The sequence below is a fragment of the Enterococcus larvae genome (genome assembly GCF_017830045.1).
In the GTDB taxonomy this organism is placed as follows: domain Bacteria; phylum Bacillota; class Bacilli; order Lactobacillales; family Enterococcaceae; genus Enterococcus_L; species Enterococcus_L larvae.
This window is the reverse complement of the sequence record NZ_JAEDXU010000011.1, coordinates 81,356-101,863: the sequence shown is the minus strand read 5'-3', so window position 1 is coordinate 101,863 and position 20,508 is coordinate 81,356. Positions and strand designations below refer to the sequence as shown.

17 protein-coding genes are annotated in these 20,508 nt (G+C 41.5%); 5 read left to right on the top strand and 12 right to left on the bottom strand.

The window, feature by feature from the left end; translation table 11 throughout:
• Positions 1–8 precede the first annotated feature (8 nt).
• Positions 9–1,451, top strand: coding sequence for a sensor histidine kinase (locus tag I6N96_RS17100; RefSeq protein ID WP_209558787.1), 1,443 nt, complete (start codon positions 9–11; stop codon positions 1,449–1,451).
• A complete protein-coding gene (locus I6N96_RS17095) occupies positions 1,444–3,000 on the top strand; it encodes a response regulator transcription factor (RefSeq protein WP_209558786.1) in 1,557 nt (518 codons plus the stop codon). The genes I6N96_RS17100 and I6N96_RS17095 overlap by 8 nt, the downstream gene beginning before the upstream one ends.
• Positions 3,001–3,101: 101 nt before the next feature.
• On the opposite strand, the gene I6N96_RS17090 is transcribed toward I6N96_RS17095, so the two are convergent.
• From I6N96_RS17090 to I6N96_RS17050, 9 genes are all read right to left on the bottom strand, one after another.
• Complete coding sequence (locus I6N96_RS17090; RefSeq protein ID WP_347339095.1) at positions 3,102–4,841, bottom strand: carboxylesterase family protein; 1,740 nt, start codon at positions 4,839–4,841, stop codon at positions 3,102–3,104.
• A 342-nt stretch (positions 4,842–5,183) separates the two neighbouring features.
• Positions 5,184–5,645 carry a GNAT family N-acetyltransferase gene (locus I6N96_RS17085; protein ID WP_209558785.1) on the bottom strand — a complete coding sequence of 154 codons (462 nt, stop codon included), beginning with the start codon at positions 5,643–5,645 and terminating at the stop codon, positions 5,184–5,186.
• Positions 5,646–5,686: 41 nt separating this feature from the next.
• Complete coding sequence (locus I6N96_RS17080; protein ID WP_209558784.1) at positions 5,687–6,103, bottom strand: SMI1/KNR4 family protein; 417 nt, start codon at positions 6,101–6,103, stop codon at positions 5,687–5,689.
• A 170-nt stretch (positions 6,104–6,273) separates the two neighbouring features.
• Entirely contained in the window at positions 6,274–6,708 is a 435-nt protein-coding gene (gene msrB / locus I6N96_RS17075) for a peptide-methionine (R)-S-oxide reductase MsrB (protein ID WP_209558783.1), read from the bottom strand.
• A 211-nt stretch (positions 6,709–6,919) separates the two neighbouring features.
• Positions 6,920–7,411, bottom strand: coding sequence for an acyl-CoA thioesterase (locus I6N96_RS17070; protein WP_209558782.1), 492 nt, complete (start codon positions 7,409–7,411; stop codon positions 6,920–6,922).
• A gap of 12 nt (positions 7,412–7,423) precedes the next feature.
• Entirely contained in the window at positions 7,424–7,987 is a 564-nt protein-coding gene (locus tag I6N96_RS17065) for a Maf family protein (protein WP_209558781.1), read from the bottom strand.
• A 21-nt stretch (positions 7,988–8,008) separates the two neighbouring features.
• On the bottom strand, positions 8,009–10,156 hold the full coding sequence (mutL, locus tag I6N96_RS17060) for a DNA mismatch repair endonuclease MutL (protein WP_209558780.1): 2,148 nt from the start codon (positions 10,154–10,156) through the stop codon (positions 8,009–8,011).
• Between the two features lie 24 nt (positions 10,157–10,180).
• Positions 10,181–12,751 (bottom strand): DNA mismatch repair protein MutS, encoded by a 2,571-nt coding sequence (gene mutS / locus I6N96_RS17055; protein WP_209558779.1) that lies wholly within the window; start codon positions 12,749–12,751, stop codon positions 10,181–10,183.
• 1 nt (position 12,752) lies between these two features.
• Positions 12,753–13,124 (bottom strand): YlbF/YmcA family competence regulator, encoded by a 372-nt coding sequence (locus I6N96_RS17050; protein WP_209558778.1) that lies wholly within the window; start codon positions 13,122–13,124, stop codon positions 12,753–12,755.
• A 188-nt stretch (positions 13,125–13,312) separates the two neighbouring features.
• On the opposite strand from I6N96_RS17050, the gene I6N96_RS17045 reads away from it, so the two are divergent.
• Positions 13,313–13,645, top strand: a complete 333-nt coding sequence (locus I6N96_RS17045) for a hypothetical protein (protein WP_209558777.1) — start codon at positions 13,313–13,315, stop codon at positions 13,643–13,645.
• 59 nt (positions 13,646–13,704) lie between these two features.
• On the opposite strand, the gene I6N96_RS17040 is transcribed toward I6N96_RS17045, so the two are convergent.
• The 3 genes from I6N96_RS17040 to rny all read right to left on the bottom strand — a co-directional run bounded on the left by I6N96_RS17040 (position 13,705) and on the right by rny (position 18,353).
• On the bottom strand, positions 13,705–14,502 hold the full coding sequence (locus tag I6N96_RS17040) for a TIGR00282 family metallophosphoesterase (RefSeq protein WP_209558776.1): 798 nt from the start codon (positions 14,500–14,502) through the stop codon (positions 13,705–13,707).
• A 353-nt stretch (positions 14,503–14,855) separates the two neighbouring features.
• Entirely contained in the window at positions 14,856–16,520 is a 1,665-nt protein-coding gene (locus I6N96_RS17035; RefSeq protein WP_209558775.1) for a peptide ABC transporter substrate-binding protein, read from the bottom strand.
• Between the two features lie 276 nt (positions 16,521–16,796).
• Positions 16,797–18,353, bottom strand: a complete 1,557-nt coding sequence (gene rny, locus I6N96_RS17030; RefSeq protein ID WP_209558774.1) for a ribonuclease Y — start codon at positions 18,351–18,353, stop codon at positions 16,797–16,799.
• Between the two features lie 682 nt (positions 18,354–19,035).
• Between rny and I6N96_RS17025 the strand changes: the two genes are divergently transcribed.
• Both I6N96_RS17025 and I6N96_RS17020 read left to right on the top strand, forming a co-directional pair.
• The gene (locus I6N96_RS17025) at positions 19,036–19,623 is read left to right on the top strand and encodes a TVP38/TMEM64 family protein (protein ID WP_209558773.1); all 588 of its coding nucleotides are present in this window, start codon (positions 19,036–19,038) and stop codon (positions 19,621–19,623) included.
• A 71-nt stretch (positions 19,624–19,694) separates the two neighbouring features.
• Entirely contained in the window at positions 19,695–20,489 is a 795-nt protein-coding gene (locus I6N96_RS17020) for an LssY C-terminal domain-containing protein (RefSeq protein ID WP_209558772.1), read from the top strand.
• Positions 20,490–20,508: the final 19 nt, after the last annotated feature.

Sequence of the window (20,508 nt, the reverse complement as noted above, 5' to 3'; positions counted from 1 at the left end):
AGGGCCTTATGAAGAAGAAAACACCCAGCATTCAGCAAATTTTTTCTCAGGCAAATAAACTGATGTTTGCTCTGGCTGTCATTCCTTTACTGATCAGCATCCTCCTTTATTCCAGACAGCTGTTCATTTACCAACGAACAGTCGCCAATATTCAGGAAGCTAGTGCCATTGCCGCTAAGGTAGATGATACGGTGTTAGAGGAAATGTGGGATGTCGTGACTGGACAAGTACCGTTGAAGCAATATTCAAAGAACAGCATTGTCGATGAATTACGTACAGATATCTCCCATATTCAGGATAATATCAGCACAAAGGGGGAGCGGAGCATTCTTGAAGTTGCCTTGAGGATCATCGACTCCATGGAAAGCTATCAAGAAGATATTCTAAACAACCTGTCTGAAGAAAACTCCTATGAAAAAAACAAAGAAGTTATGACGCAGGTCGAATCTGTCACACAGCTGCTTTCAGATATTCTGCAGGAGTTCGTCCGGATCGAAATCAATCTTGCCAGTCAGAAAAATACTGAGATGGTTCAATCTGTGATGGTCCTCAGTGTTGTAGAGCTATTGATTGTTGTCGCTATTATCTATTTCGTTCGTAAAAATCGCCGCTTCTTGAATGAGCGGATTCAGGTTCCACTGAACGATCTGATCCACATGTCTAATGAGCTGGCAAAGGGTCATCTAGGCTATCGCCTAGCTTTACCGGAAACACCGGAGCTTTCTTCTTTAACGGAAAGTCTTAATAAAATGGCGGACGATCTTACACAGCTGTTGGAGGAAAACGCCTTGAAGCAATACCATCTGGCTCAAAGCGAGGTACGAGTACTTCAGGCTCAGATCACTCCGCATTTTGTCTACAATAGTCTGGACGCCATCGTTTCCTTGATCGAACAGGAACATTATGAGAAGGCGAAAGAAATGACCTTTGCCTTATCCGATTTTTTCCGTATCTCTCTGAGTAAAGGAAAGGACTGGATCAGTGTCGACACAGAAATCAAACACATTCAGGATTATCTGGTTATTTTACAGATCCGTTATGGCGAGATGCTGCAATTTAAGATTGATGTTCCTGATTCACTGCGTGACTACCAGATATTGAAAATGATTTTACAGCCATTAGTTGAAAATGCTGTTTACCATGGCATCAAGTTCATCCGTCGAGTTGGGCTCATTCAAGTCTCTTTAGAAGAGCAGGGAGAAAGTCTTGTTTTCACTGTCACGGATAATGGAATTGGTATTTTACCTGAACGATTGGATGAAATTCAAGAAGAGCTGGCAAAAGGTGTCGACTCTGATTTCAGTACCGGGTACGGATTATACAATGTCAACAAACGATTGCTGCTCTATTACGGCAGCGAGGCGGGGATAACGCTCGAAAGTCACTACCGGAAAGGAACGACAATCAAAGTGACCGTTCCTAAACGACAGGAGGGACAAAAAGATGTATAAAGTTTTTATTGTAGAAGACGAGCATTTGATTCGCGACACGTTACGTAAACAGATTGTACAACTTAGTGAGAATTACCCGATTGCCTTCAGTGGAGAGGCTGGAGATGGGGAAATGGCGCTCGCTTCGATCTTGGATCTGCAACCAGATATTATTTTGACAGATATCAAAATGCCATTCATGGACGGATTGACCTTCGCCAAAGAAGCCCGCAAGCTTTTGCCTTGGACGCGAATCATTTTTATCAGCGGCTTTGATGATTTCAGCTATGCCAAAGGAGCCATTCAGGTCCAAGCCGACGAATACCTGCTGAAGCCCTTCAAAAGCAGTGAGCTGGAAAACACCATTGCCAAGGTTGTGGAATTGCTGGATCGACAAAAGCAAGCGGCAGCTCCTAAAGCCAACTCAGATGCCTTTCTTTTAGATGTAAAAAAGAACCATTTTTTAAACGGTCTTTTCAAGGGAGAATTAGCGATTTCTGCAGCTATCAAGGAAGTGGAAAGCTTTCATCGGTCGATCATCGGAAAAAAATTTACCGTACTTTTAGCAACTAACCAGTTCAACAGTGCCTTTGAAGATTATACTCACTTCAGTGAATATTTGAATTTCCTTTTCAACGAGGATGATACCTTGCTCTTTTCCAGCGTCTCCTCTCGCTTCATCAAGTTTCTGATTTTTGACAGTAAAAAGGAAGCTGTGTTGGAAAAAAGCTATCAAATTGCGCATACCTTGATTCATGAATTGGAGCAAACTTCTCAGGATGACCTAGCTGTCGCAATTGGTCCTGTAGTTGATCGACTAAGTGAAATTCCAGATTCCTTCGAAAAAGCCAGAGAAATGTTGGGAACCTATGGTTATTTTCGAACAGAAAAAATCATCAGCTACGAGGATGATATGAAAGAAGGCGAGCTTTCCCCGACCCATCCATTCAAGATGGATCTTGCAAAGGAGATTTCTGCTTTGACGCAGGATAACAGTGAGAGCCTTATCCAAAAGCTGACACAGGAGCAAGGCAGCTTCGAACGTACGCGGATGATCCGCTTCTTTATTCTGACTGAACTGAACGGATTGGTAAAAAAGAAACAGCAGACTGCTGCCGTCGCCTTTCCTTCCCAAGATTCTCTGACTGATTTGATGAGTGTTTCCTCTGACAGTAAAAAGTACGACCAGCTGTTGCGGAGTATGATCCGTTATCTGATTGAGGTGAATATCCACCCATCCATGTCGAAATATCAAAGTGTGATTCATCATGCTGTTGCCTTTATTAATAATAATTATACAGATCCTGATATTTCATTAAACATGGTGGCAGATGAGCTGTCCTTGAGTCCCGCCCACTTCAGCACAATATTTTCTCAATCGATGGGAAAGACCTTTATTGAATACCTGACGGATCAACGAGTGGGGTTAGCCAAAAATTTACTAAAGGAAACCAATCAAAAGCTATCCGAAATCGCCTTTGAAATTGGATATAACGATCCGAATTATTTCAGCTTTCTTTTCAAAAAGAAACAAGGGATCTCCCCAAAGGAGTATCGACAAACACATTAGGATCAATTATCAGTAGACATAGAAAGGGTCTGAAGCCTTCGTCAAAAAGACGTTGCTTCAGACCCTCTTTGTATTGTTGTTAGACAGAAATAAGCTCTGTTCTACTTATCAAAAGTAGATAAATTTCCAAATTCTTCATCCAGTGTATGACTGAACCAACGTCCGTTCATGACCTCAGCTAACAAAATTTTCTTCTGTTCATCAGTAATCGAATCATCTTTTTTGATTGCTTCTATCACTTGCTCGTAGTCAAATTCTTTCTTGCCCATTTCAGCAGCTGCTGTTGATTTATCCGCATCAAGGAATAGAATATTCTTTTCTGCATCCTTTTTCCACTCTGTCCATTCAGTCAAATCAACCCCATTCGGATCACCGTTACTAATGAATTCAAACAGATAGTTTTGGAACATGACACTAAGCTCCTTTGCCCCATCTGATTCATAAGAATCAGTGACTAGCCCAGCATAGTTCTGACTGTCAGTATCTAGCAACGGGACAAATACACCATGGAATGAACCTAACTTCGCCATTTCTTCACTGACAGCATCTGCATTTTCTCCAAATAGAATTTCCATACCGTAAATAGGTGCTTCATAATTGTCACTCATCTTTTGTGCAGAATCTTCTAAATTGAACAGGCTATACAGCTGCCCGCCATACGTATTCACAAAGTCGTATTGATTGGAAATCTCTTTATCAGTATCGATTGAACCATCTGCAACGTACTCACCAAAATACGAATCAAAGCGACCGAACAGTGAAAATTCCTGCTCCCCTGTCAGCATCAATAGCGGAACAGAATTGTAGCTGGTTGTATCAAAACCGTCTTCTGGAATCACAGTCCCATCGTTGTATAAGTGTGGGAAGACACTCATACGAATCCCCGCATTCCCCATCAAGCTGACCAAGCGATCCCCATCTAAATCATAAAGATAGTCTTTAACCTCCGTCTCTGAAGTCAACAACCACTTTTCAGCCTCTTCTGTCGTTTCTTTTACGCCATCCTCAACAACCAATGGGGCAATCGCTTCTGCAAAAACAGTCTGACTCTTCTCCTCATCTGCAATGGTCATTCCTCCGCTGAATGAGACAGCTTTATCGAATTTCCCTTCAAACGTTGGAGAAATCAGCATAGCCATCACATCCCGACCACCTGCAGAAAATCCGGCAATCGTCACATTTTCACTATCTCCGCCAAAATTACTGATGTTTTCACGTATCCAATCTAATGATTTCGCCAGATCAAGCATCGTATAATTCCCAGAATTTTCCTCTTCACTTCCTGTTTTCAGTGCCGGCAATGGATTGAACCCTAGCGCACCCAATCGGTAATTTACAGAAACCACTAACGCATCATGAGTGCTTACAAAGGATGTCCCTGAAATTTCCTGTGCATGCCCTGTCTGGTTATTACCGCCATGCACATAAACAAGTACGGGTAATTTTTCTTTGTCATTATTCGGACGATAAACATCCAAATTCAACGCATCCTCTGATCCCACAACACCATCGGAACCAGCTTGTAACGCTAAGCTGCCAGCTTCTGTTGCATCCAACTCATCTGTCCAAGGTTCAGGATCGGTCGGCGCCTTCCAGCGGTTTTCTCCCGATGTATCTCCTCCATATGGAATCCCCTTCCAAACCAATGCCTTCTCGGACTCAAGTCCTTTTACCTTCCCAAATGCAGTTTCCCGAACGACAGTTGTAGAAATTTCTTCAGAGCCTGCAACCGTTGATTCAGAAGAATCGGTCCCTGCGTCCTTCTGCTGATTACATCCCCCAATAAATAATACTGTCACTGCTAAAACCGCTGCCCACTTCATTTTTTTTAGCTTCTTCACTTCTTTTCCTCCTTTAAAAAATATAAAAAACCTAAACACCTCCTGAAAATAATTTTCAAGAAATACTTAGGTTATGCCCGAATGGTAACATTCCATAGATTTTTCATTCAATTTTTTTATATTATATACTAATTGTAAAACGCATTCAATAACAATATTTATTTTTTATTTGAATTCCATTCAAAAACTATAAAAAATGGGGTTATTAATCACAGCGATTTTCGATATATTCTGTTCATTTTTCGGGCATTCTGCTTGCTTAAGATATGTGTACATTCCTTCAACTAGTTCTTCGAAATGCTTACCCACAGCTGATTTTACTCTTTGATAAAGAAGAGGTGCTCACGATAATAAATGTGCCATCGGTATAAAGCGAATACCATTGATACTTTGCTCCTGATCCAAGACTGTAAATCCAAGCCTTTGATAAGCAGTTACTGCGTAAGGAGAGGAATTGACTGTTACTGTGTTACAGCCAGTATTCAGACAATGATCGATCACTGTTGTGTATAGCTTCCGTGCGATGCCTTTACGATGATGCTCCTTAGCAACAAACAATAAGGAGATATGGCTGTTGTCCCGCACCGCAATCATACCAGCCAAGTCATCTGCTTCATAGAATCCCCAAAATATCAGGTTATCCTCTGCTATTTTTTCTCTTATATTAGTCGGAGCTATAAATTCTTTGAACTCTTGAATGCCCGCTTCAGAATAATCCGGCGCTTCAAATTCAAGAAACGTGCGCCACACTAACGCCAAAGCTTCGGCTAGTTCAATCGGATCGTTACTAATGTTTTTTATCATCGTTTCCCCTCACTTTTTTCCTATACACGCTCGTCTTTTACTCAGGATTCAAACGCCTCTGCATGTTGAATAAATTCCTTTAAATTTGAAAAAATTTCCTCCGGCTCCTCATGCTCATGGTTTTTATGATAAATCCTTGATTCCCCGCTCATCATACAAAGAAAATTCCCAGTTCCATTTTCTGCAATAGCAATAAACGCTGAAGGTAATCCCTCTGTTCTTTTCAGCTTTGTGTTTCTTACCACATCATCAAAGGTTTTCTTTAGATTGTTCTTGTCCTTTATAGGATAGAAGCACCATTCTCCATATTCCGGAGCATTCACGATTTTAATTAAATTCTTGTATTGTTCATCTAATAGTACAGCTAATAATTGTTCGGTTTCTTGTAAACATAAAGCGGATACTCCCTTTTTCTTTGTAGCACTTTTCTTTGCAAATTGCTCCATTTCATTCTCCATTGTCATCCTCCGATTTGTCCGGATATCGTCGTCCCTTTGTTATACTATTATTAGTATAACAAGTTTAAGAAGTCCTGAATACTGGCGTAAAATCATTGATGGGGTTTAACGATAATTAAAAAAGCTGTAATAAGCCTCCCTCATTCAGGTGCCCACTACAGCTTTTATGACTAAACAAACAAATCTTTGTATTCCCCGTATCCTTCTTTTTCAAGATCTTCAACAGGAATAAACTTCAACGCAGCTGAATTGATGCAATAGCGCAAACCACCAGCATCCTGAGGCCCATCCGTAAATACGTGCCCCAGATGTGAGTCAGCATCCTCACTGCGAACTTCTACACGATGCATGCCGTGAGAGAAATCCGCTTTTTCTTTTACTACTCGTTTTTTAATCGGCTGAGAAAATGCCGGCCAGCCGCAACCGGCGTCATATTTATCTTTAGAGCTGAATAACGGCTCTCCACTGACAACATCCACATAGATTCCTTCTTTGTAAAAATCATCATATTCCCCGCTAAATGGTCGCTCAGTCGCACCTTCCTGTGTAACTGCATATTCCATGTCTGTCAAGCTCTTCCTAAGTTCATCTTCTGATGGTTTCATAGTGAATCACTCCCCTGTATTTATTTTTATAGTAGCACGCCTTTTCAAAAAGCAGAAGCAGGAAGTCTTGTATCTATATAAATCCTGTTAATCAAATGACAATTACTTCTAATTCCTTTGCTATATGTTTCTGGCAAAGATCACTTTTCGTGCAGTACTATGTTTTCATCCTTCTATAAAAATAAACCCTGACAGCCTTTCAGAGATCACTTTACTTCCAGGGAGTATCTAAATCGATATGTGCTGCAAAATCCAAGCTTTCAGATCGTTTTTGTTGTCTAACAGCTCTTCGTTCCTCGTATCCTGCACAAATAAATCGTTCTTCTTCTGTAACAGGTTCAATCATCGGCAACTCATGCCCCTTAGGAACAACAAAGGTCATAAAGCTGGTTCCCGCAAGATAACGTTCACCAGAAACCAGATCCTCTCCAATCACCTTAGCAAAAACCTCCATGGAACGACGACCAGCTCCGGAAATAAACGTTTCTATGCATACAGAGTGTCCCGCTTTCAAAGGAGCTAGAAAATCCAGATGATCAACAGAGGCTGTAACAATAGGCACTCTTGCTAGACGAATCGCAGATATCCCTGCTGTCTCATCCAGCCAAGCCATCAACTGACCGCCAAATAGGGTTTCATGGAAATTCAAATAAGGAAATGTAATAATATGTGTCTGTACGGATCTTGTTTCAGAGCATTTCACAGTTGTTCACCTCTATATCTGTTCATAGTCATGCTTGAGCATTCTGGCTAATGTAGCAATCGGCAGCCCCATGATGGAGTAGTAATCGCCTTTGATTTCCTTCACCAGCAGCGCCCCTTGCTCTTGGATGCCATAAGCGCCGGCTTTATCCTTGTACTCATCGGTATCCAAATAGTCTTCGATTTCTTTTTCAGAAAGCCGATAAAACTCAACTTCTGCCGGAACAACCGTGGTCACTGTACGACCTTCTTCCATAACAGCAATAGCTGTATAAACTGTATGTGTCTGTCCGCTCAGCTTTTTTAAAATTTGAAAAGCATGTTCTCTTGAAGTCGGCTTTCCAATAATTTCGTCCTCGTACACAACAATCGTATCACAGCCAATCACTTGATCTTCTGGAAATTGTTCAAAAATACTGGCCGCCTTTTCCATAGCCATATCGTGAACATATTCAGTTGGCGTAATTCCCGGACGCACCTCTTCGTTGATGTCTGCAACTTGTATTTTAAATGACGGCACGACTCGCTTCAGCAGCTCCTGCCTACGTGGTGATTGGGAAGCTAATACTACACCCATCTATGACAACCTTTCTTTTGATCAATGCGGATCTTGGATTCGCTTGAACATTTTTTCCATATCTGAATTGGTAAAATGAATCAACACCGGACGACCGTGCGGACAGTTGAACGGGTTCGCACACTCTGCCAAATCATTTAGCAAGATTCGTGCCTGTTGCTCGTTCAAATAGTGATTGGCCTTGATCGAGCGTTTACAGCTCATCATGATCGCTGTCGCTTCACGGAATTTCTTCACATCGACCTGTCCTGTCAGCAGCAGCATATCGATCATGCCTCGAATGATTTCTTCCTCTTCGCCACCTGGATACCAGGTCGGATGAGCTCTGACTATAAAGCTGTTTTGCCCGAAGTCTTCCAGATAAATGCCGACACCTTCCAATTTCTCTTTTTGTTCATTGATTTTGATAACATCACTGTTTGGGTAATCTAATACGATTGGAACAAGCAACTCCTGTAAATCATTCGATACTTCACCAATTTTTTCACGGAAATATTCATACTTGATACGTTCTTGTGCCGCATGCTGGTCAATGATGTAAAGCCCCTCCTTGCTTTGAGCAAAAAGGTATGTACCATGCATTTGACCGAAATATTCCAGCACGGGAAAACGTTCCGGCTTTTTCTCATGCTCCAAACGATCCACTGTTCGATTCAGCTCTTTGACTGTATCCTTGCTTGTCATATCAAAAACAGGATGATTGCGTTCTTCCTCTTCCGCAGTAACAATAAACGAATCTGGAGATGGTTCTTTTACCTCCTGTTGTTGCACCTGCTCAATAGTCCCTTCAGGCAAATGCTCTTGCGGCAAGGATTCTGTTGTTTCTGATATTTCAATATTCTGTGTATCCAATGGGTGACCGGCTGTCTTTTCAGTCTCTAAAACTTTCTCAGCAGAATAATCGACCGCAGCACTCTCTTCAACTATCATTGCCTCGCGGTCAACGGTAGTGTCATCTGTAGTCGGACGCTCTGCTGTCTCAGCATTTTTTTCTCCTGCTACGAAGAAGCGGCCGCTTTCAGAATCATAATTCAGGCTGCCTGGTTTACGCACGCCGTCAGAGGTGTATGTGCTGGTTTCTGTTTTTTCTTCTGCTAACGGAATTTCCATCTGCTCGACAGCTTCCTGTCTTTCCACTTTTTTCTTAAATTGAAGATTCGCTGCAGCGTTTGGAATCAACTGTTCCTGACTTAGTGCCTCTTGAATTGCCTGTGTGATCAGTGCCATCAGCTCTTTTTCTTTACTCAGACGAACTTCCTGCTTCGTTGGATGAACATTCACATCCACTAATAGAGGGTCCATTGTCACCTCTAATACCGCAATCGGAAAACGACCAACCATTAATTTTGACCCATATCCATTGATGATTGCTTTGTTCAGCATAAAATTCTTGATATAGCGCCCATTGATGATGGTTGATAAGTAATTACGACTGGCACGGGTCACTTCTGGTAAAGAAACAAAGCCGCTGACTTCAAAATCCAAATCCTTTGCTTTGATTTCCAGCATTTTCTTAGCGGTACTGATTCCATAGATACCGGCAACTGTCTGCTTTAAATCACCACTGCCTGTCGTACTCATCATTTTATTGCCATCATGAACCAGTCGAAAAGCGATCATCGGATGGCTCAGTGCTAAACGATTCACGATATCCCCAACTGTTGCCAGCTCCGTCTGAATCGTTTTCACATATTTCAGACGAGCCGGTGTATTGAAAAACAGATTCTCTACGGTGATTTTCGTTCCTTTTCGAAGAGCACCAGGACGATGCTCTTCGACCTTACCGCCAATCAGCTTTACATAGCTGCCCTCTTCTTCATCAGCGACAGCTGTCTCCAACGTCACCTCTGAAACAGAGGTAATACTTGGTAAGGCTTCTCCACGAAAACCAAGACTGCGAATCCTGAACAAATCATCTCTAGTATGAATTTTACTGGTGGCATGTCGCTTAAAGGCGTTCAACACATCATCCTTCGCGATCCCGTCACCGTTGTCGATAACCTGAATGGTTTTCAAGCCCGCTTCTTCAATAAAAATATCGATTTGTGTACTGCCCGCATCGATTGCGTTCTCTACCAGCTCTTTGACGACAGATGCAGGCCGCTCAACCACTTCACCGGCAGCAATCTGATTCGCCAGCTGTTCGGATAGTTCTTTGATTTTTCCCATCGATTTTCCTCCTCTTATGGAGACTTAAATTCGTTTTTGCAGATCATATAAAACATTTAACGCATCCATCGGCGTCATTTCCAGTAAATTCATCTTTTTCAACGTATCGATCACGCTTAATTCATCCGTTGATACTTCCTTGAATAGAGACAGCTGTTCACTGTCCTCGTTGATTATCGGCGCTTCATTTTTGATTGGCGCATGACCGATTTCCTGTGATTCTAATGCAGATAGAATCGTTGCCGCTCGTTCAAGAAGCTCTGTCGGCAATCCGGCAATTTTCGCTACATGAATCCCATAGCTTTTATCAGCAGGCCCCTCCATGATTTTATGCAGGAAAACAACCTCGCCGTTTTTCTCTACCGCTCCTACATGGATATTTTTCAACCCCTTCAAGGATTCGTCTAAAACAGTCAGCTCATGATAATGCGTTGAAAACAAGGTTTTTGCCTTAACATTCTTCTGGATATACTCGATGATTGCCTGTGCCAGTGCCATCCCATCATAGGTTGCTGTTCCTCGACCCAGCTCGTCAAACAACACCAAGCTATTTGGCGTTGCATGACGCAATGCCTGATTGGCTTCCATCATTTCCACCATGAAGGTACTTTGACCGGCAATCAGATCGTCTGATGCCCCAATACGGGTGAAAATTTGGTCAAAGATCGGCAATTCTGCCGATTCAGCAGGAACAAAACAGCCAACTTGCGCCATTACAACCGTTAATGCCAATTGACGCATATAGGTACTTTTACCAGACATATTCGGACCAGTGATCAGTAGAATCAAATCTTCGGGATTCATATGAATACTGTTAGGGATATATTCTTGATGCCCCAAAACCTTTTCCACAACTGGATGTCGTCCTTCTTTGATATGCAGCTCGCCGTTTCCAGCCTTCAAGGTTGGACGGACATATTGGTACCGTTCACTCACTGTCGCAAAGGCTTGTAGAACATCTACCGTGCTCAATGATTTTGCCAAACGCTGTAGACGATCAATACTGCCTTTGACCTGTTCGCGTACTTCTAAAAACAGCTGATACTCTAAATCGACAGATTTTTCCTCTGCTTCAAGAATCAATTTTTCCATTTCCTTCAATTCAGGTGTGATAAAGCGCTCGGCATTCGCCAAGGTTTGTTTTCTATCATATTTTCCTTCTTCGAGGTTCGCCAGATTGGCTTTGGTTACTTCAATATAGTAACCAAACACTCGATTAAAGCCGACCTTCAATGTCTTGATGCCAGTTTCCTGACGCTCACGTGCTTCCAATTCAGCCAACCATTTTTTACCATTTCGCATTGCATCACGGTATTCATCCAGCGTTTCATTATAGCCGTCCTTGATCACATTTCCTTCTGTGATCTGAAGTGGTGCTTCCTCCATGATTGCTTCATCGATCAGCTCGACAATATCCTCAATCGGGTTCAGCTCAACCAACAGGTCATTCCACTCCCCCTGATTGATCCCGATGATCAATTCACGAATCATCGGCACTTGCTCCAAAGAGGTTTTCAACTGGATCATGTCTCGTCCATTGATACTACCGAAAGCCACTCGTCCGGCTAAACGTTCTAAATCATAAACTTTCGCAAATGCCGCCTGTAGATCCACACGTTCAAAATAAGCATTCAATAGAGACTGAACCATTTCCTGACGCTTGAATATCTGCTTCTCTTGAATCAGCGGACGATCAAGCCACTGCTTCAATAAGCGGCCGCCCATCGCTGTTTTCGTTTCATCCAGCAGCCATAATAGTGTGCCTTGCTTTTTCCCTGAACGGATAGAGCGAGTCAGCTCCAAATTAAATTTAGAATAATAGTCCATTTTCAAATAATGATTCGGCTGATACTCCACTGCCTGTTGAATATGTCCCAAACTTCTTTTTTGTGTAACTGCCAGATAAGTCAGAAGCTTTTGTGTCACGTCGATTTCAACGGGTTGTGACAATGTGCTTGTCAGAAAACTGAACTCTGCGTTCTCTTCTACTTCAAACTGCTCAGAAAAGACCACTGTCAAGCGTTGTTCCAAGACCAAAATCAAGGATTCCGGTACATTACTTCCAAGAACGATTTCCTTAGTTTGTAAAGCAGCCGCCTCATTCACGACATGCTCCTCTTCCGTCAAAGTCGTACTTTTCAGCTCTCCGGTAGATAGGTCCACATAAGCCAAGCCATACTGCCCTTCACTCTCTACGATCGCTGTCAGATAGTTGTTGTCCTTCGCTTCTAAACCCTTACTCTCCATAACAGTTCCGGGAGTTACCAGCTGAACAACTTCACGTTTGACCATTCCCTTGGTAGTCTTAGGATCTTCCACCTGCTCACAAATTGCGACTTTGTAGCCCATTTCAACTAATGTATCGATATACCCCTGTGCCGCATGATGAGGGACACCACACATAGGGATTGGATCGTCGGCATTTCGATTTCTACTTGTAAGCGTCAGTTCAAGCAACTGTGTCGCCTTTTCCGCATCTTCATAGAACATTTCATAAAAGTCACCTAAACGGTAAAAAAGAAAGGCATCCGGATACTGCCCCTTTATCGTCAAGTATTGTTCCATCATTGGTGTGTTTTTTGTTTTTTGAGGCAAATCATAGCCCTTCCTTCTCTAGTTGATCATTGATCCCGCGTTGGATCATTGCTGTAATATGCTGCAAGAGGTCATTCGCCTCACTTAGCTGTTCTCTGTAGGCAACGACTAGCGGGTGCTCATCAAATTGTGCGGTTAACTCATCTGCACGCTTGATTGCTTCCTGTTCAGCTGTCGGCTTACCGTAATGGGCAAACTGGACAGCATCCTTTTGCGCCTGCTTGATTTCTTCCACAAGCTGCGTCAGTTTTTCATTGTTCTTTACTCGTTGTTCAATCTGTTTATAGCGTTGGATCGTTTCATTTTGATCCAACATTTCCAGCAGCTTGTCCAGCTCTGCTTCAATATTTTTATCTCCAATGGAATAATCCATAGTTCACACCTTCACTCATTGATTTTATCAAAATATGTATATTTATTTTAACACATTCAGTTTTTTTGCCAAATCCGTTTTTCGCTTAAAAACACAACTATTTTTCCTTTTTTTGATTTCCTGATTTTACTCCTGCTATGGATTCTTTCTGATATACTGATATCATACTTAAACTAAGGAGGGTATCTATGGAAAAGAAAATGACTCCAACGCAAAAGAAAAAAATGCTATTTGGTACATTAGTTGCTGTTGCAATGATCGCGGCATTGATCCTGTTCATTATTTTTGGAACTGCAGGTGGGAAACGATGGCAGAAAAATCTACAGTCCAGTGTCAACAACGGCTTGAACCGTGAGATTTTAGTTTATAATGCCGACGGTTCTGTCATCTATGAAGAAACTGGCAAATTTGATATCAATTACGGTGATGGACGAATCGAATATATCGATGCCGACACCGGTCTCAAAACAAACATCTATATCGGCTATAATGCAACCGTGATCGTTAACGAACTGGAGTAAACAGTTCTGTCATAATAAAAAAGTTGAAGCACGTAACAGCTACCTGCTTCAACTTTTTATTACTCTTGAAACGGGCGATCTTCGCTGATTTGAATCAATTGAATATCTTTGGCACGCCCTGTTAAATCATCCAGCTCAATAAAGCAGGCAGATAAAATACTGCGGCCTTTTTCAACAACCTCAAACCTTTGAGGCAGCGCTGTCCAGAATTTCTCCAGTACTGCTTCTCTTTTCATCCCCAAAATTCCATCATATGGACCCGTCATCCCAACATCGGATAAATACGCTGTCCCATTTGGCAAAATTCTTCTATCGTTCGTCTGAACATGTGTATGTGTACCAATCACTGCGCTGACCTTGCCATCCAAGAACCAACCCATCGCTTGTTTCTCACTCGTTGTTTCTCCATGAAAGTCAACAAAAATCAGCGGTGTCCGCTTTCTTGCTTCCTCAACCAGCTGCTCGGCTTTTCTAAATGGATCATCCAAGTCCACCATGAATGAACGTGCCTGTAAATTAATGACTGCCAGCTCAAGCTGATTGACCTTGACATAGACGATTCCCTGACCCGGAGTTCCTTCCGGAAAATTCGCCGGCCGAACCATTTTTTTTGCATCATTGATAAATTCGAAGATATCTCTATTGTCCCATGTATGATTGCCTAGAGTAACGACATCAACACCATCCTGTAAAAACTTCTTATATATTTTCCCAGTGATCCCTCTGCCGGCTGCAGCATTCTCTCCGTTCGCGATCGTCACCTGCGGCTGGTACTTCTTCTTCAACTTCGGCAAGTATTCAGTGATCGTTTCTCTTCCAAGCGAACCCACAACATCTCCAATAAATAATATACGCAAACACTTTTCCTCTTCTCTCTTAGTCTTACTGTTTTATTATAGAGGTTTTCTTCCAGAATGAAAAGATTTGTTGATTAAATAAAGGAAAGCTGAACAGACTTGCTCAACTTCCGAGCAATAAAGGAACTTGACCCAATGATGCCCTTTATCATTGAGGGCAAGTTATCTTATTGTCGAGGAAGTTAGTCTGTGAAGCTGGATAAAAGGAAAGCTGAATGAGTTTGGGTAGGTTTTGAGTAACCAAGTAGGTACTGTTCAACATCAACTCATTCTTCCTTGTACTGCGCAACAACTAAAGAAAAAGAGAAGAAGCAATTTTCTGCTTCTTCTCTTTAATTGAATAGCTATAAAGCTTACTCTTCGATATATGCCCACTTGAAGTCATATTTCGCTCCAGTAGAGTGATAGAACATGTCTTTCACTTTTGGAGAACGTAAATGAGCTTCTGCTTTTTGGTAGATTGGGATAATACCCATGTCATCCATAATCACTTTTTCTGCATCCAGCATATCTTGCCAGCGAGCTTCCGGATCATTAGCATTTGCTGTAGACGCACTTTCAATCAGCTTATCATACTCTTCACTAGAATAACGTCCACGGTTATAAGAGTTTCCTGTCACAAACAAATCAAGGAAACTACTTGGATCTGCGTAATCTGCTCCCCATCCGCCAACTGCAACTTCAAAATCGCCCTTGCTTGTGCGATCCAAACGTACAGAGAATGGTACAGGACTGACAGTTACATTCAATCCTTCTAACGTGTCACCAAGTGAACCTTGTAGGAATTCAGCCATTTTCTTAGAACCATCTGTATCATCAACTAACAGATCCATGTCTAAAGAGTCGATTTTTAGTTCTTTCTTCGCTTTTTCCCAATATTCTTTGGCTTTATCTTCATCGTAAGAAATCGGATTGCCCGCTTCTTCAGCAAAATCTTCGTTTGTATCAGGGTTGTTTGACAGCCCCTTTGGTACTAGTCCTTCAGCAACAGTTGAACCGTTAGCCAAAATTTGAGTAACCAATGATTCACGATCAACTGCATAAGCTAATGCTTTGCGTAAATTGATGTTATGGTACGGTGAATCTTCGTCTCTTTGATTCATTTCCAAATAAAAAGTAGACGCATCTTCAAGAATAAGATAATCAGGATCGTCTTTCATTTGTAGAGCCAGTTCACCAGTTAAAGGTGTATCATCTGTCTGACCATCTTGGTATAAGTTCAGAGATGTTGGTGCTTCTTTTACCACATCAACAACAACTTTATCCAATTTCACTGTATCTTTGTCCCAATAAGTATCATTCTTAGTGTAAGACCAAGCTGTATCCGTTCCCGGACCATCAAAATCAGTTAAAGTAAATGGACCATTGTATACTGCATTGTCGCTTGTTGTTGTATAGTCTTTACCGAATTTTTCAGCAATATCCTGACGTTGTGGTAAGAATGAAGGGAAAGCCAATAAGTAATCAAAGTAAGGTGTTACTTTTTCAAGAGTGATTTCCAATTCATAATCACTAACTGCTTTGATTCCAAGTTCTTCTTTATCCATTTTGCCTGCTGTGATTTTTTCAGCATTTTTTACAGGTGCAAACATATAAGCATATTCTGAACCTGTATCAGGATCTACCGTTCTCTGCCAACCATATACATAATCATCTGCTGTTACAGGCTCGCCATCTGACCAGACTGAATCTTCTCTCAGCTTGATTTTGTATGTCAGTCCATCTTCGCTGACCTCTGCTAATTCTGTAGCACCTGCTGGTTGCGGATGATTATCCTTATCCATACGATAGATACCTTCATATACATTGTTCAAAGCGATGAAACTCACTTCATCTGTTGCTAAAGATGGATCTGCACTCGGCATTTCCTGTCTTTCAATGTATTTTAATACTTGTTCCCCACTTGCAGAGCCACCGCTATCAGATGTATTGCCTCCTGTGGTTGTCCCACACGCAACCAAAGTTAACGTACAAATAGATGTAACAAGCCCTAAAGCTGCTTTTTTCTTGATCCCCATTAGAAAACCTCCTATATTTAATTAGACCTATTAGAAATATATCAAAGAAATACTAATATCGCAATGATATGCACCTCTACTAAACTAAGCAAATAGTAAGTTTTCATGAAGAATCAAATGAGAAATTTCCTATTTATTTTCTTCCCATACGCTATCCGACTGCACTTGCCATTGTTACTCGGCATTTTTTCTTTCTGATTTCTATTTTTCACTATAGTTACTTTTTAACCAACAAAAAAACTGCCTTCTATCGAAACTGATAAAAGGCAGTTCTTTCTATTTAGCGTAATCTACTGCTCTGGTTTCTCGAACAACAGTTACTTTGATATGACCCGGGTAATCCAAATCATCTTCAATTTTCTTACGGATATCACGTACTAAGCGTACGGCTTCCAGATCAGAAACTTCTTCTGGTTTTACCATTACACGAATCTCACGACCTGCCTGTACAGCAAAGCTTGATTCTACTCCGGCAAAACCATTCGAGATATTCTCAAGGTTTTCTAAGCGACGGATGTAATTTTCCAGAGATTCACTACGAGCACCTGGTCTTGCTGCTGATAACGCATCTGCTGCTGCAACCAGTACGGAAATAATCGATGTTGCTTCGATATCACCATGGTGAGAAGCAATGGCATTGATTACTGTTGCGTTTTCCTTATACTTCGCGGCTAATTCTGCCCCGATCTCCACGTGGGAACCTTCGATTTCATGATCCAAAGCTTTCCCTATGTCATGAAGCAGCCCTGCCCGTTTCGCCAACTGAACGTCTTCTCCCAGCTCAGCTGCAAGTACGCCTGTCAGTTTAGCAACTTCTATCGAGTGATTCAAGACATTTTGACCGTAGCTGGTACGGAAACGTAAACGTCCAAGAATCTTGATCAAGTCCGGATGCAGTGTATGAGCACCGACTTCAAACGCAGCCTGTTCCCCATACTCACGAATTCGTTCATCCATTTCTTTACGAGACTTCTCTACCGTTTCTTCGATTCTGGCTGGATGAATCCGTCCATCCTGAATCAATCGTTCAAGAGTCATACGTGCAATTTCTCTTCGAATCGGATCAAATCCGGAAAGTACTACTGCTTCCGGCGTATCATCAATAATCAAGTCGATCCCAGTCAATGTTTCTAATGTTCTGATGTTTCGACCTTCACGACCGATGATCCGACCTTTCATTTCATCGTTCGGCAAGCTTACTACCGAAACAGTCGTTTCAGATATTGAATCTGCTGCACAACGCTGGATTGCTAGAGAAAGCAGGTTCTTCGCTTTGCGATCTGCTTCTTCCTTCGCGCGCTGCTCTGATTCTTTTACCAGTACAGCAAGTTCGTGGTTCAATTCTTGTTCTGTTGATTTCATGATAATGTCTTTTGCTTCATCTTTAGATAGGGATGCAACACGTTCGATTTCCTGATGCTGCTTCTCTACCAGCTGTTCTACTTCTTTTTCCCGCTCATCAATTAATTGCCGCTTCGCGACCAGCTTGTCTTCTTTGTCTTCCAGTGAGCTTTCACGCTTTTCAAGAATGTCATCTTTACGATCTAATGTTTGTTCACGTTGTAATAGACGATTTTCCTGTGTTTTTAACTCTAATTTACTCTCTTTTAACTCACTTTCAATCTCTGAACGATACTTCTGGTTTTCTTCCTTGGCCTCCAGCAAAAATTCCTTTTTTAAAGTCTCTGCTTCTTTGCGGGCATCTTCAACAATACCGACAGCGGAGTTTTTTGCACCATCCACTGCCTTTTCATGACGGGATTTTGCAATTAAAAATCCTCCTCCAAGACCGACAATTAATGCGACGATAGCAAGGGGAATTACTAAACCCATTGTTTCCACCTCCATACTATCTATTCACTTCAATATTCATGTAGTTTTATTGACAAAAATTATTGTCATTATCAATACATCAATCATGTATGCACAGAAAATGCACACAACTTTATTCTAATTGTTGTCAATGAGTGTGTCAACTCAAAATAGCTATTCTACTCCACGCTCGCTCTATTGAAAACACCTGTTCTGAATCTAAAAATGGAGCACACAGAAAATCACCTGACTCTCTCGGATAAATACCGAAGAGCATTCATGCAAAAATCAATTCTAAATCCTGTAAATAAATGCCTGTCGATTTTAAGAAAGGCTTTTCATAATGTCCATTGTTCCAGTAATTCCCCCTGTAAATAATTGTACTTGAAACAGTGAGCCACTGTATCTAAAACGGCACTGTTGACAGTTCCTCTTCTCTCTCGTTCAAAGGATGCCCACTCCAAGAAAAAGGAAGTGATATAATGCTGATAATTGTTTAATTCAGGTAGAAGAATATATAATTGTGAAGAAACCATTCTTACTACAGTTATTGAATTAGCCTTTATCGCTATAGTGATTTATGCCTCGTTCTTCACCTGTGAAACACAGAGAAATTGAGGGTTATGAAATAGAAGAGGTGTTTATTAATAGGCAGTGAATAGCTGTAATTGAACATCTTATCTATTGAAAAGGAGGGCGCAGTATGACTCGTCTGCAGAAATTCATCCGTGTACTACCTTTTTTAGGACTATTCATTCTTTTCAGCTTAGTCTTGTACGGCCTACATCTAGGTATTTTCAAATCGCCAGTACTTCTAAAAAATTTCATTCATCAGTTTGGACAATGGGCAATCCTTGTCTTTATTCTGCTGCAAATCGTTCAAGTAGTCATCCCGATTTTACCCGGTGGTATTTCTTCAGTCGCCGGTATGCTGATGTTCGGGAATATCTATGGTCTTATTTATAGCTACATAGGTTTGATAATTGGTGAAGTGCTTGCCTTTTTACTAGTACGACATTACGGGAAAGGGTTCGTCAAAGCCATTTTATCCCCGAAAAAATATGAAGAATTTACAGACTTGGTCGGTACCAATGATGAGAAAAAAATCCAAAAGCTGCTGATCTGGACATTGCTCATTCCTTTTGCGCCAGATGACATTGTTTGTCTAGTTGCCGGTATGACAGATATCTCCTTCACAAAATTTTTAAGAATCATTCTACTCCTGAAGCCTTGGTCAATTGGTGTTTACAGCTATATCATGGTTTATCTGTTTGAGCATCATCCTTTTTGAGGCAGTCTAAGCAGCATTGCCAATTACCCGAATTAAACATGCCCTATTTTTTAAGATCGAAAGGAGCCGCTATGAAAAGACAGACAATCATCAATACTATTTTTAGAACCTTGCGTTTCATCCTCATTATCATTGCAGGTTATCTGGTCTACAAATCCTTGTTTGAAGAAATTCTAACGAGAAAAATCCACATCATCACATATGTCATTCTATGGCTGTTTAGCTCTTACCTCGTTCTTCCATGGATCAATAAAATAATGACCAATCGTTACTTACCTGATTATTTTATTGGCCGATCACGGACAAGCGACGGATTGCTTGGCGATCCCATCAATTTAGCCTTTATCGGCGGAGAAAACGAGCTTATCCAATTATTTGCAGACAGCGGATGGACCTTAGCAGAACCATTGAGCTTTCGCTCCAGCCTACACATGGTTCTAGCCAGTGTACTTGGGCGCTCCTACCCCAGTGCCCCAGTCAGTTCATTATTTCTATTTGGCAAAAAACAAGCATTGGCCTTCGAACAGGAGATTGAACATAATCCAAGAAGGAGACACCATGTCCGAATTTGGCAAACACCAGAGGATTGGTATCTACCGGGAGGAAAAGAAGCAGATTGGCTTGCTGCTGCAACCTATGATCGAAAAGTTGGATTTTCTGCATTTACCGGACAAATCACCCATAAAATCAATTCAGATATCGATGAAGAAAGAGACTTCGTTTTGAACACATTCAAGCAATCTAAGCTTCCTGTTACTGTTGAAGTCATCGAGCATTTCACCACTAGCTATCATGGACTTAATGGAGGAGGCGATACTATCTACACCGATGGGGCACTGCCATTCATCAAAATCGAGCCTAAATAGTTACTTAAGAAACCTAAAA